Source organism: Streptacidiphilus sp. MAP12-16, from assembly GCF_041262165.1.
Taxonomy (GTDB): domain Bacteria; phylum Actinomycetota; class Actinomycetes; order Streptomycetales; family Streptomycetaceae; genus Streptacidiphilus.
On sequence record NZ_JBGCBY010000003.1, the window covers coordinates 35,075 to 47,438 of the forward strand.

General features: G+C 71.0%; 16 protein-coding genes. 12 read left to right on the plus strand and 4 right to left on the minus strand.

Annotation, left to right across the window (positions count from 1 at the left end):
• Positions 1-108: 108 nt before the first annotated feature.
• On the minus strand, positions 109-1,137 hold the full coding sequence (locus tag ABIA33_RS04005) for a LacI family DNA-binding transcriptional regulator (protein ID WP_370076980.1): 1,029 nt from the start codon (positions 1,135-1,137) through the stop codon (positions 109-111).
• A 225-nt stretch (positions 1,138-1,362) separates the two neighbouring features.
• The gene (locus ABIA33_RS04010) at positions 1,363-2,112 is read right to left on the minus strand and encodes a response regulator transcription factor (RefSeq protein WP_370076982.1); all 750 of its coding nucleotides are present in this window, start codon (positions 2,110-2,112) and stop codon (positions 1,363-1,365) included.
• A gap of 185 nt (positions 2,113-2,297) precedes the next feature.
• On the opposite strand from ABIA33_RS04010, the gene ABIA33_RS04015 reads away from it, so the two are divergent.
• The 8 genes from ABIA33_RS04015 to ABIA33_RS04050 all read left to right on the plus strand — a co-directional run bounded on the left by ABIA33_RS04015 (position 2,298) and on the right by ABIA33_RS04050 (position 8,173).
• Positions 2,298-3,122, plus strand: a complete 825-nt coding sequence (locus ABIA33_RS04015) for an alpha/beta hydrolase (RefSeq protein ID WP_370076984.1) — start codon at positions 2,298-2,300, stop codon at positions 3,120-3,122.
• Positions 3,123-3,181: 59 nt separating this feature from the next.
• The gene (locus tag ABIA33_RS04020; RefSeq protein WP_370076986.1) at positions 3,182-3,469 is read left to right on the plus strand and encodes a MoaD/ThiS family protein; all 288 of its coding nucleotides are present in this window, start codon (positions 3,182-3,184) and stop codon (positions 3,467-3,469) included.
• Between the two features lie 8 nt (positions 3,470-3,477).
• Positions 3,478-5,400 (plus strand): hypothetical protein, encoded by a 1,923-nt coding sequence (locus ABIA33_RS04025; protein ID WP_370076988.1) that lies wholly within the window; start codon positions 3,478-3,480, stop codon positions 5,398-5,400.
• A gap of 46 nt (positions 5,401-5,446) precedes the next feature.
• Positions 5,447-6,145 (plus strand): DUF2993 domain-containing protein, encoded by a 699-nt coding sequence (locus ABIA33_RS04030; RefSeq protein WP_370076990.1) that lies wholly within the window; start codon positions 5,447-5,449, stop codon positions 6,143-6,145.
• Positions 6,146-6,416: 271 nt separating this feature from the next.
• Positions 6,417-6,497: a putative leader peptide gene (locus ABIA33_RS04035; protein ID WP_350529122.1), complete on the plus strand. Its 81-nt coding sequence runs from the start codon at positions 6,417-6,419 to the stop codon at positions 6,495-6,497.
• Positions 6,498-6,668: 171 nt separating this feature from the next.
• Positions 6,669-7,511, plus strand: coding sequence for a sulfurtransferase (locus tag ABIA33_RS04040; protein ID WP_370076992.1), 843 nt, complete (start codon positions 6,669-6,671; stop codon positions 7,509-7,511).
• An 88-nt stretch (positions 7,512-7,599) separates the two neighbouring features.
• The gene (locus ABIA33_RS04045) at positions 7,600-7,890 is read left to right on the plus strand and encodes a DUF1416 domain-containing protein (RefSeq protein ID WP_370076994.1); all 291 of its coding nucleotides are present in this window, start codon (positions 7,600-7,602) and stop codon (positions 7,888-7,890) included.
• Positions 7,891-7,975: 85 nt separating this feature from the next.
• The gene (locus tag ABIA33_RS04050) at positions 7,976-8,173 is read left to right on the plus strand and encodes a DUF3099 domain-containing protein (protein WP_370076996.1); all 198 of its coding nucleotides are present in this window, start codon (positions 7,976-7,978) and stop codon (positions 8,171-8,173) included.
• Positions 8,174-8,246: 73 nt separating this feature from the next.
• On the opposite strand, the gene ABIA33_RS04055 is transcribed toward ABIA33_RS04050, so the two are convergent.
• Positions 8,247-8,609 (minus strand): DsrE family protein, encoded by a 363-nt coding sequence (locus ABIA33_RS04055; protein WP_370076998.1) that lies wholly within the window; start codon positions 8,607-8,609, stop codon positions 8,247-8,249.
• Positions 8,610-8,834: 225 nt separating this feature from the next.
• Between ABIA33_RS04055 and ABIA33_RS04060 the strand changes: the two genes are divergently transcribed.
• The 3 genes from ABIA33_RS04060 (at position 8,835) to ABIA33_RS04070 (ending at position 10,938) form a co-directional block, all read left to right on the plus strand.
• A complete protein-coding gene (locus ABIA33_RS04060) occupies positions 8,835-9,419 on the plus strand; it encodes an FABP family protein (RefSeq protein WP_370077000.1) in 585 nt (194 codons plus the stop codon).
• 104 nt (positions 9,420-9,523) lie between these two features.
• On the plus strand, positions 9,524-9,952 hold the full coding sequence (locus tag ABIA33_RS04065) for a Fur family transcriptional regulator (protein ID WP_370077002.1): 429 nt from the start codon (positions 9,524-9,526) through the stop codon (positions 9,950-9,952).
• Positions 9,949-10,938: a folate-binding protein YgfZ gene (locus tag ABIA33_RS04070; RefSeq protein ID WP_370077004.1), complete on the plus strand. Its 990-nt coding sequence runs from the start codon at positions 9,949-9,951 to the stop codon at positions 10,936-10,938. Before ABIA33_RS04065 ends, ABIA33_RS04070 begins: the two co-directional genes overlap by 4 nt.
• A gap of 19 nt (positions 10,939-10,957) precedes the next feature.
• Here ABIA33_RS04070 and dtd read toward each other — a convergent pair whose 3' ends face one another.
• Positions 10,958-11,383: a D-aminoacyl-tRNA deacylase gene (gene dtd / locus ABIA33_RS04075; protein ID WP_370077006.1), complete on the minus strand. Its 426-nt coding sequence runs from the start codon at positions 11,381-11,383 to the stop codon at positions 10,958-10,960.
• A 341-nt stretch (positions 11,384-11,724) separates the two neighbouring features.
• Here dtd and ABIA33_RS04080 point away from each other — a divergent pair, with 341 nt between their 5' ends.
• The gene (locus ABIA33_RS04080) at positions 11,725-12,363 is read left to right on the plus strand and encodes a hypothetical protein (RefSeq protein ID WP_370077749.1); all 639 of its coding nucleotides are present in this window, start codon (positions 11,725-11,727) and stop codon (positions 12,361-12,363) included.
• The last annotated feature ends 1 nt before the right edge of the window (position 12,364 follow it).

The window sequence follows — 12,364 nt, forward strand, 5'->3', positions numbered from 1 at the left end:
TCGGAACATGAGAGCCCACTGAGAGTCAGCTCATAGCCCCACGAAATAATCACGCGCCCGGGCCGCGCCAGATGAGGGCGGCCTCTACGGGAGATCTTCAGCGCCCTCCTAGGGCTTGCAGCCGCAGGAGCGGCGGATCACCAGGCGGTTGGGGAACCGCCGCACGCGGGGTGTGTCCGAGCCGGGGACCAGCAGCGAGTCGTCCAACACCAGGTCGACGGCGGCGCGGGCCATGGCGTCGCGGTCGGAGGCGATGGTGGTGAGCGGCGGGTCGCAGAACGCCGCCTCGGGGATGTCGTCGAACCCGGCCACGGCGAGGTCCTCCGGCACCCGTACCCCCACCTCGCGGGCGGCGCGGAGCACGCCTATCGCCTGGTCGTCGGTGGAGCAGAAGATCGCTGGTGGGCGCTCGGGGGAGCGCAGCAGCTCCACGGCGACCTGGTAGGCGCCGTAGCGGTCGAAGGGGGCCTCGACCAGGTGGCCGTCGGTGCTGATGCCGGCCGCGGTCATGGCGCGGCGCCAGCCCTCGACGTGGTCGATCACCGGGTCCCCGGCCGCGGCGACCGCGACCGGGCCGCCGACGCAGGTGACGTAGGGGTGGCCGTGCTGGAGCAGATGGCGCACCGCCAGCTCCGCGCCGCCGACGTCGTCGGTGACCACGGCGACGTCCTCGGCCGTCTCCGGACGGAGGTGCAGCAGCACGAGCCGGGAGTCGTCCTGGGCCGCGAACTCGTTGGCGGCCTGCTGCGAGGCGCTGCGGCTGATCAGGATCAGCCCGGCGACGCGCATCCCGAGGAACGCCCGGACGTAGTGCATCTCACGGTCGCCGACGTAGTCGGAGTTCCCTATCAGCACGATCTTGCCGCGCTCGGAGGCCACCCGTTCCACCGCGTGCGAGAGCTCGGCGAAGAAGGGCTGGCGGGCATCGGGCACGACCATGCCGATGAGATTGGTGCGGCGGCTCGCCATCGCCTGGGCGACGCTGTTGGGGCGGTAGCCGAGCTGGGCTATCGCTGCGAGTACGCGCTCGCGGGTCGCCGGGGCGACCGGGCGGGGGCCATTGTTGATGACGTAGCTGACGACCGCGGTCGAGGTCCCTGCCAGCCTGGCCACATCGTCGCGGGTCACCTTGGGCACGTCCCGGAGTCTACGCGCCTCGCTGGACCGAGGTGGACATGTCCAGAACCGGAAAAACAGCCGGTGGGGACGCCGGGCCGGGTGCGGGCAGGGCTGAGGGTGCGGCCGTGCGGATGAAACGGGCGCGCGGCAGGTGTCCGGAAGCCCCCGGAATCCTGCCGCGCGCCCGTCCTGGCCATCGACCTGCTGGTGGCCGTAGAACCCGACCCCACGCGCGGGGGCGGCTCAGACCTCCGCGTCCGCCGTCTCCACGGCCGTTTCCACGGACGCCTCCGTTCGGGGGACGGTCCCGACCTTGTCGGGCTTCTCCGGCACCACGAAGCGGTAGCCGACGTTGCGCACCGTCCCGATCAGCTGCTCGTGCTCGGGCCCGAGCTTGGCGCGCAGCCGGCGTACGTGCACGTCCACGGTCCGGGTGCCACCGAAGTAGTCGTAGCCCCAGACCTCCTGCAGCAGCTGGGCCCGGGTGAAGACCCGGCCCGGATGCTGCGCGAGGTACTTGATCAGCTCGAACTCCTTGAACGTCAGGTCGAGCACGCGCCCCTTGAGCTTGGCGCTGTACGTCGCCTCGTCCACGGAGAGGTCGCCGTTGCGGATCTCCATCGGGCTGTCGTCCTGGACGACCTGCATCCGGCCGGTGGCGAGCCGGATCCGGGCCTCGACCTCGGCGGGGCCGGAGGTGTCCAGTAGGACGTCGTCGATGCCCCACTCGGCGGTGACGGCGGCGAGACCGCCCTCGGTGACGATCAGGACCACGGGCGCACCGGGACCGGTCGAGCGCAGCAGCTGGCAGAGGCTGCGGATGTGCGGCAGATCACGGCGGCCGTCCACCAGGATGACGTCGGCGCTGGGGGTGTCCACCAGGGCGGAGCCTTCGGCGGGGGCCACGCGCACGGTGTGGAGCAGCAGGCCGAGCGCGGGGAGTACTTCGGCGGATGGCTGGAGGGCGTTGGTCAGCAGCAGCAGAGAACTCATACCCGGTTAGTCCCCTTTCCGGGTGGGACGGTGAGGGTCGGCGACTCCCGTGATCCAGGGGGGCACACGGCGCTGTGCGCGTCCGTACTGGCGGTCGTACCGGTGGGTCCTGTCAAGCGTCACTAAGCACAAAAGGATCCGGGGGCGACTCTGCCCGGATCCCTTGGAGAAGGAGAATAGCCCACATGGACGCTGCCGCGAAGGGTCTGACCAGGAACGGCGGGGGCGCATCCCCCTGGAGTGCGCCCGCCGAGGCACTTCTGTGGACCGAGGACGGGGTGCGCATCCACGCGGTCCACCGGCCCGCGGACGGTGCTGCGGCCGAGCTGGCGCCCGGTATGGCGGTGGTGCTGGCGCATGGTTTCTCCGGTGCGGTGGAGCGTCCGGCGGTCCAGCGTGCGGCGGAGGTTCTGGCCCGCCGCGCGGGCGTGGTGACTCTCTCCTTCCGGGGCCACGGCCGATCCGAGGGGCTCTCCACGGTGGGTGACCGCGAGGTGTTCGACCTCCAAGCCGCGATCGACTGGGCCCGCTCCCTCGGCTACCGGCGGATCGTGACCGTGGGCTTCTCCATGGGCGGCGCGGTCGCGGTCCGCCATGCCGCGCTGTTCGGGGACGTCGAGGCGGTGGCGGCGGTGAGCGCGCCCGCCCGCTGGTACTACCGGGGCACGGTGCCGATGCGCCGGCTGCACTGGGTGGTGATGAAGCCACTCGGCCGAGTGGTCGGCCGTCTCGGCCTGCGGACCCGGATCGACCCGCGCGAGTGGGTGGACGTGCCCGTCCCGCCGGTGGAGGCGGCCGCGCTGCTGGGCGAGCGGGGGGTTCCGCTGCTGGTCGTCCACGGCGACAGCGACCCGTACTTCCCGCTGGACCATCCGCGCTCGCTGCACCGGGCGGCAGCCGCAGCCGGGACCTCCGAGCTGTGGATCGAGCCGGGCTTCGGCCATGCCGAGAACGCCGCCGACGAGACGCTGATCGAACGGGTGAGCGAGTGGCTGACCAGGGCGCGGTGACGGGAGCCGCTCCGGGACGCCATGATGGCCCGATGCGAGGTTCCACTGAGGAGGGTGAGATGGCCGTTTCGACGACATCCGCCGACACTGTGAGCGGCGTGATCCGCTACTGGGCTGCCGCCAAGGCCGAGGCCGGTACAAGCGAGGAGCCCTACCGTGCGGCGACGCTGGCCGAGGCGCTGGACGCCGCCCGGCGGCTGCACGCCGACCGGCCCCGCTTCGCCCGGGTGCTGAGCCTGTGCTCGTTCCTGGTGGACGGCGACCCGGTCGGAACCCGCGACCACGCCACAGTCGAACTGGCCGAGGGCGGCACCGTCGAGGTCCTGCCCCCGTTCGCGGGAGGGTGACGTACGTCATGTCCGGCTATTCGGGTTCCCCCATCTTTCCCGCGGACGACGCGTTCGAGCCGCAGGCGCACAACGATCCTTACGGCGCACCGTCCGCCCAGCCGCCCGCGTGGGCCGACGCGGAGCAGACCACGCTGCTTCCGCCGACTCCACCGGCTCCGCACGGGCCTGACGAGAGGCAGGGGCCGTCGGCGTCACGCTTCGGCCAGATCCACGAGAAGTACGCCACCAGTGAGGTGCCGCTCCCTGAGCAGCTCTACCAGCAGGCGCCGCAGCAGGCCCTGCACCAGCCCCCGCAGCAGGCCCCGTCGTGGCCGGAGGACTGGGCGCAGCCTGTCGCCGCGCCGGTCGCGGCCCCGCCGCAGGCCTGGCAGCCGCAGAGCCCCGCAGAACCCTGGCAGCAGCCGCCCTACGGCGCGCAGCCGGTACAGCACCAGACCTGGTCCGAGGCGGAGCAGACCACGCTGCTCCCGCCCGTCCCGCCCGCGCCCGCCCCCGGCCAACCGCACTACGCCCAGCCGTACCCGGAGCAGCAGCCCGCAGGCCAGCCGCACGCGGGCCAGGCGTACCCGGGTCAGCCCCAGGCCGGGCAGTCCTACCCGGGCCAGCCGCACCCGGGCCAGGCATACCCGGAGCAGCAGCCCGCAGGCCAGCCGCACGCGGGCCAGCCCTACGCAGGCGAGCCCCAGGCCGGGCAGCCGCACCCGGGCCAGCCGCACCCGGGCCAGGCGTACCCGGGTCAGCCCCAGGCCGGGCAGTCCTACCCGGGTCAGCCGCACCCCGGTCAGCCCCACGCCGGGCAGTCCTATGCCGGGCAGTCCTACGCCGCCGGTCCGGGGTACGCGCCAGCGCCAGCGGCGCCCATGCCCGCAGGCGTCACCAGTTTCGCGCCTGAGCCCAACGGCTGGTCCGACGCCAAGGTCACCCACGCCGCGCCGACCTCGCTCCGCGAGACCTTCGCCGCCGCCCATCCCACCGGGCCGGCCGGCCCGGTGGCCCCGCCGCCCCCGGCCCCGCTGGACGCGCAGCCCGGCGGATCGCTCCGCGAGGCCTTCGCCGCCGCCGAGCCGACGGGCCCGTCCGGCGCCTCCGGCTCGCAGCCGCCGTTCGCCGCCCCGCCCACCGCTCCTGCCGCCGCACAACGGCCCGGCTCGGCACCGAACGCAGGCCGCATCGGCTCGCCGATCATCGATCCGGGCGTGCAGCCCGCGGCGGCGACCCTCGCGATCGGCCTGCTCATCGCGCTGGCCGCGCTCCTGGGACGGCCCGCCCTGGTCCTCCCGACGCTGCTGCTCCAGGCCGTGACCTCGGCCGGCTGGTTCCGGCTGAACGGCATGTGGCCCGCCCGGCAGGGCATCGCACTGGCGGCGCTCGGCGGGTTCACCGCCGACGCCGCCATGCTGGCCGCCTCCGGCGGCACCGCGCCGGCCGTCCTCGCCGGGACTCTCGGCGGGTTCTTCCTGCTGGTGCTGATCCTGCAGATCTTCCGGCCCAGCAACCCGGACGAGCGCTTCTACGCCCTGACGGTAAGCGCCTCTGCGACGGTGATGACGATCCTCGCCGGGTGCTTCCTCGCCGCCGGAACGATCACCCACCACGGGTGGTCCTCAGGCGCGGTGGTCCTCGTCGGCACGCTTTCCGCAGCCGTGGCGGTGCTGCTCTCGGCCGTGCCCGGGCTCCCGGCAAAGGCGGGGTTCGGCGCAGGGGCGGTCATCGCTCTCGCCTGTGGCGCGCTGCTCGGCGTGGTCACCGGCATGGGCCTCGGGGGCGCACTGCTCGGACTCGCCGCCGGATCCTGTGCCCTGGTCGGCCGCCGGGTGGCGGCGTACGACTTCCCGTCGCGCTTTGTCCACCTCACCGCAGGGGTGGCCCTGCCCTTGGCCTGCGCGGCCCCGGCCGTGTTCCTGGTCGGGCATCTGCTCGCGGGCTGAGCTCGTGGGCTGAGTCGGCATCACTGACAACCGAGGGGGAACTCCCATGCGCGCCATGCGCCGCCTGATCATCGCCTTGCTGGTCCTCGCCTGCCTGTTCGTGGCCGCGGACCGGGTCACCGTCCACATAGCCGAGGGGCAGGCGGCGAGCAAGATCCAGTCGTCCCGGAACCTGGCGCAGAAGCCCGACGTCACCATCGAGGGCTTCCCGTTCCTCACCCAGCTGGTGAGCTCCAAGCTCGACGGGGTGAAGGTCCACGCCGCGAACATGGTCGTGAACGACGGCAAGGGCGGCCCGAACGTCCGGTTGCAGGACTTCCGCGCCGATCTCAAGGGCGTCAGCGTCTCCAGCAACTACTCGAGCGCCGTAGCGGACACCGCCACAGGTACCGCGCTGATCTCCTACGCCGACCTGTCCGCCGCGCTGCCGAACCACGTCACCGTCGCCTACGGCGGCAGCGACGGCAAGGTGAAGGTCTCCGGGAAGGTCGATCTGCCGATCCTCGGGTCACAGGACGTCTCCGGCACCGCCGACGTCAGTGTGGTGAACGGCGGGATCAGTCTCGGCAACCTCAGCGGTGTCACCGGCGTCGATCCTGCGGTCGCCGATCTGGTGTCGTCCTTCCTGCAGCCCAAGCTCCAGCTCGCCGGACTGCCCACCGGCCTCAAGCTCGACCAGGTCCGGCCGCAGCAGAACGGCGTCTCGCTGACGGTGTCGGGCACCAACGTCTCGCTCAACGGCTGACAGCCGCTACCGGCCCTGCCGCGGAGCCGGCCGCCCTCGAAACCCGCCGCCCCGGAACCGGCCGCGAAACAGGGCTCGTCCCGATCCGCGAGACGCACTGTCCATGCCCGTCTCGCGGATCGGTTGCCCACCGCCCCCAGAAGCCTCTCGCGCCCCACCGTCCGCCGCCCGCGCAAGGGCCCAGCGCTCTGCGTATCAGTATGTGGAGCGTTTCGTATCACTATTCAAGACATGAATGACAGCGCCGTCTCCGTTCCCTAGCATCGAGGGCATGAAGCGACAGGCGGATCTCACTAAGCGGCGGGCGGTAGACCTGTGCCGCGTGTCCGCCTGCCTCTGTCGAATGCGCTGACAGGGCCGGATCCAGGATCTCAGCCCGCAGTCCGCTGGGCTCGTCGTAGCCCGCATCTCATCGCAGACATCTCGCAGTCCCCCTGCCGCGCCATCCCACGATCCGGACTCCCCTCCGGACCGCACGCGTGCGCGGCGCCCCTTCCGCAACTGCCCCGGATGGAGAATCCCCATGAGCCGCAGTGACGTACTCGTAAGCGCCGACTGGGTCCAGGACAACCTGGACACCCCCAACGTGGTCATCGTCGAGGTCGACGAGGACACCGCCGCCTACGACAAGAACCACATCCGCAACGCCGTCCGGATCGACTGGAAGAAGGACCTGCAGGACCCGGTCCGCCGCGACTTCATCGACCAGGCCGGCTTCGAGGCGCTGCTGTCCGCCAAGGGCATCAGCAACGACGACACGGTCGTCCTCTACGGCGGCAACAACAACTGGTTCGCGTCGTACGCCTTCTGGTACTTCAAGCTCTACGGCCACAGCGACGTCCGCCTGCTCGACGGCGGCCGCAAGAAGTGGGAGCTCGACTCCCGCGACCTGGTCGACGGCTCGGAGGTGCCTGCCCGCGCCGCCACCGAGTACAAGGCGAAGGCCCAGGACACCTCTATCCGCGCCTTCCGCGACGAGGTCGTCGCCGCGATCGGCAAGTCCAACCTGGTCGACGTCCGTTCGCCCGACGAGTTCTCCGGTCGGCTGCTCGCCCCGGCGCACCTCCCGCAGGAGCAGTCGCAGGTCCCCGGCCACGTGCCGAGCGCCCGCAACATCCCGTGGTCCAAGAACGCCAACGACGACGGCACCTTCAAGTCGGACGACGAGCTCAAGGCCCTCTACGAGGCCGAGAACGTGGACCTGTCCAAGGACACCATCGCGTACTGCCGCATCGGCGAGCGTTCCGCGCTCACCTGGTTCGTGCTGCACCAGCTGCTCGGACAGACCCACGTCAAGAACTACGACGGCTCCTGGACCGAGTACGGCAGCCTCGTCGGCGTCCCGGTCGAGCGCGGCGCCAACTGACCTACCCGCTTTTCCCGCAGAACCCCAAGTCCCCAAGTACCAAACGGCTGTACCGACCCAGGGCAGCCCGACCCGAAGGAGACCGCACATGTGTGGTGCGAAGGCCGGCGGCCCCGATCTGGCAGGAGTTGACGTGGCGAGCGAGACCATCATCCAGGGCTCGGTGACCCGCGACGGTGAGCCGGTCAACGGCTACGTCCGTCTGCTGGACGAGGGCGGCGAGTTCACCGCCGAGGTGCCCACCTCTGCGACCGGGCAGTTCCGCTTCTTCGCCGCCCCCGGCACCTGGACGCTCCGCGCCCTCGTGCCCGGCGCGACCGTGGACCGCGTCGTCGCTGCCCAGCAGGGTTTGGTGGCCGAGGTCGCCATCGCCGTCTGACGGCAGTACAACCCGTACGAAGCCCCGCCCGGCTCCCCTCGGTGCGGGGCTTCGCGCTTCTCTGGCCCGGCTCTACCCTGAAGGCATGCAGTCGCAACGTCGGCATGCCTACTTCCTGCTCATGGGCGTGTGCCTGGTGCTCATCGTCCTGGCGTGGAACGTCGTGCGCCTGTGGTCGATCCCGGCCGCCGTCGGCATGAGCCTGGTCGCCATGGTGATCCCGCCGGTCGCCGCGATCGTCGCGAACCGCAAGGGTCCGGACGACCGCTGGTGGGACGAGTAGCCCGCTCGCTGGGAATCAACCGGTCGGTATCTCCCCGGTCGGTATCTCCGCGGTCCGTATCGATGGCTCGGTGTCAGTAGACGAGAGCCTGCACTCCGTCCGCCATGATCTCGCTGACGAACACCTGCGCCCCGGCGATCCGCACCCCGTCAAGAACGTCCTCCTGGGTGATCCCGCGCCGCGCCGCGCACTGCGTGCACAGGGTGACCTGGCCCCCCGCCAGCAGCGCGTCCAGCAGCTCCGGCAGCGGCGCGGCATGCGGCAGTTCGAACTCCGCCGCGCGGCCCGGCAGCGCGAACCAGCTGGATTCGCCGGTCAGCCAGAGTGAAACCTCCACTCCGCTCGCGACCGCGACCGTCGCCACCGTGAACGCCTGCGAGCACCGCTCCGGCGCGTCCGCTCCTGCCGTGACCTTGATGACCAGCTTCTTCGACATGCCGCCACCCTATGCAGCGAACGTGATGGCAGCCGACGTGGCGGGCCTCACCGCAAGGCGCGGCCGCCCGCAGATTAGACTCGGGGTGCCCCACCGTCCGGATCACTAGAGGAGCAGGCTCCATGCTCGTCACATTCTTCGATGTCCTGTTGGGCGTCATGGCTGTCGTCATCGTCTGGTTCGCCTACTTCTCGGTGAAGAAGCTCTACCAGGGTCAGCGCTGACATGATCGAGATCCCGTCCGGCCTGCACAAGGACGTCATCTCGCTGGCCTTCCTCCTGGGTACCTGGGAGGGCGCGGGCGTACATGACTTCCCTTCTTCCGAGAAGTGCAACTTCGGCCAGGAGATCGTCTTCCGCCACGACGGCCGCCCCTTCGTCGAGTTCCGCTCCCGCACCTGGGTGCTGGACGCCGAGGGCAACAAGGTCAAGCCGCTGGAGAACGAGCACGGATTCTGGCGCGTCACGTCGAACCAGCACGGCGCCACGGGCAGCCGTGAGATCGAGGTGTCCCTGGTCCGCGACGACGGCACCGTCGAGATCTGGTACGGCGAGCTGGCCGACGGCAAGCCGCAGATCGAGCTGGCCACGGACGCGGTCGCCCGGATCGCCGGCGCGGACCCGTACAGCGGCGGCAAGCGCCTGTACGGGCTGGTCAACGGCGAGCTGATGTGGGTCGGCGAGAAGTCCGCCCCCGAGGTGTCGCTGCGCCCCTACATGTCGGGGCAGCTCAAGCACGTGCTCAACCCCACGAAGCTGATCGAGGACATCGCGGACCTTCCGGACGACGGCATCGCCTTCTTCCGCTGAGGTTCCGCTGAGGTTCCGCTGAGGCGTCGCCCGATCCAGCCTCCACCGTCCCGTACCCCCATAGACTCGGGGGTGCGGGACTTCTGTACGAATAGGGGCGAGTGGTGAGCGGCATCGACTGGCAGACCGACCTACGGGCGCGCGGCTACCGGCTCACGCCCCAGCGGCAGCTGGTGCTGCAGGCGGTGGACGCGCTCGTGCACGGCACCCCGGACGACATCCTCACCGAGGTCCGCCGCACCGCGACCGGCGTCAACATCTCCACCGTGTACCGCACGCTGGACCTGCTGGAGGAACTGGGGCTGGTCTCCCACGCCCACCTGGGCCACGGCGCCCCCACGTACCACCTCGCCGACCGCGACCAGCACATGCACCTGGTCTGCCGCGACTGCGACAAGGTCACCGAGACTGAGGTGGCACTCGCCGCGCCGTTCGTGGAATCACTGCGGGCCGCCCACGGTTTTGAGACTGATATGAAGCACTTCGCCATCTTCGGCCGCTGCGCCGACTGCTCCAGCAAGGACCCCAAGTGACCGCACCCGTGACCGCAAGCGCCCCGAGCCCCCTGTTGGCCCTTCCCGGCGCCGTCGCCGGCGACGGTGTGGACGCGCCGGTCGCCGCGCACTACGGCGGTCTGTTCCGCGAGCAGCGTGAACTCGTGGCAGGCCGGGGCTTCGTCGACCTGTCCCATCGGGGTGTCGTCACCGTCAGCGGCCCGGACCGGCTCAGCTGGCTGCACCTGCTGCTGACGCAGCACGTCAGCGAGCTGCCTCCGCAGCAGGCCACCGAGGCGCTGATCCTCTCCCCGCACGGTCACGTCGAGCACGCGCTCTACCTGGTCGACGACGGGACCACGACCTGGGCGCATGTCGAGCCCGGCACCCAGGGCGACCTGGTGGCGTACCTGGAAAAGATGAAGTTCTTCAATCAGGTCGAGATCACCGACGCGACAGCCGACTACGCCGTCGTCCATCTCCCGGCCGGATCGACGGCGAGCGCGGAGGCGGCGGCCGCAGTCCGTGAGCTGCCCTATGGCCGCGACCTGTTCCTGCCCCGCGCCGAACTGGCCGCCGCCACCGCCGGGTATGGCGAACCGGCCGGCTTCTGGGCCTACGAGGCGCTGCGCATCGAGGGCCACCGGCCCCGGCTCGGTTTCGAGACCGACCACCGCACCATCCCGCACGAGCTGGGCTGGCTGGAGACCGCGGTGCACCTGAACAAGGGCTGCTACCGGGGCCAGGAGACGGTCGCCCGAGTGAACAACCTGGGCCGACCGCCGCGCCGGCTGGTGTTCCTGCACCTGGACGGCAGCATGGAGGTCCTGCCGGAACACGGCGCCGAGGTCCGGCTCGCCGCCGAGGGCGCGGACAGCCGTCCGGTGGGCTTCGTGACCTCCTCCGCGCGGCACCACGAGCTCGGCCCGGTCGCGCTGGCGCTGGTCAAGCGCAACACGGCGGTGGACGCCCCGTTGCTCGCCGGTACGGTCCCGGCCACCCAGGACGTCATCGTCCCCCAGTAGCCGCTGCCCTGATCGGACGTCAGAACTCCAGCAGCACCGTGAACGGACCGTCGTTCACCAGCGACACCTTCATGTCGGCGCCGAAGCGGCCGGTCTCCACGGTCGCGCCGAGCGCGCGCAGCTGCGCCACGACCTCGTCCACCAGCGGTTCGGCGACGGGGCCGGGCGCGGCCGCGTTCCAGGTCGGACGGCGGCCCTTCCTGGCGTCGCCGTAGAGGGTGAACTGACTGATCACCAGCAGCGGTGCGTCCAGGTCGGAGCAGGATTTCTCGCCTTCGAGCACCCTCAGCGACCACAGCTTGCGGGCGAGCAGCGCCGCCTGCTCCGGGGTGTCGTCGTGGGTCACTCCGACCAGGACGCACAGTCCCGGGCCGAGGATGGAGCCCACCACCTCCCCCTCCACGATCACTTTCGCCTCTGTCACGACCTGAGCCACAGCACGCATGGCACCATTCTCGTCGAGTGGCATGCTGCTCCAGGCAGGGGGCGTGCAGGCGGTATCCCCGCGCCCCTTCGCCACCCCCGGTCGTGGCGTTGCGCAGGGAATATGCACCGGTCGTATGAGCCACCTGAATTCGCCAGGGGTCCGATTGGGTCCGATTGGGTGCAGCGCGCCTGCGCGGGGCAGGCATCGGGTGGCACGATGCGGGCTCAGGGCGCGCCGCGGTACTCGCGTCGGATGTGGGACACGACCTCGGGACGGCAAGCGTGGTGGGCGACAGGTACGAGCAGTCGGGGCGGTTCACGCCCGAGCGGGACCGGACCCCCCTTCCCAGCGCGTCCGGCATGCTCCCGTCCGCGCCGGGCCTGACCACGCCGGCCCCGACCGTACCTGCGCCGAGCGCGCCGGGCCTGACTGCGCCGGCTCCGACTGCGCCAGCCCCGACCGTACCTGCGCCGATCGCGCCTGCCCTGACTGCGCAAGCCCTGACCGCCCTGCGCCTGACCTCACTGGGCCTGGACGAACTTCGGGTGCTGCGCCGCCAGGCGCAGGAGGACGAGGCGGATCTCTCCTACCTCCGCCGCCTGCTCCAGGGCCGGGTCGACATCCTGCGCGCCGAGCTCACCCGTCGCAGCGGCCGTCCGTCGGCGGCGGACACCCTGCTGGAGCAGCTCGCGGAGATCCTTACCGACCTCCCCTCCCAGGTCCGCAGCTCAGCCCGGCATGTCACCCTCAACACACCGCGCAGCGAGGAGTACCGGGCGCTCGCTGACGAACTCATGCACGACATCGCCCTCGCCGACCTCGAGGCCCAGCCGGACTCCGCACTCCAGGCGGCCTGCATCAGGCTCACCGCGCACGAGCGGACGATCTCGCAGCGCCGTCAGGGACTGCAGCGGACGGTGGACGGTTGCAGCGCGGAGATCACTCGCAGGTACCGTGAGGGGGAAGCGCGCGTCGACGATCTGCTCTCCGGAGGGTGAA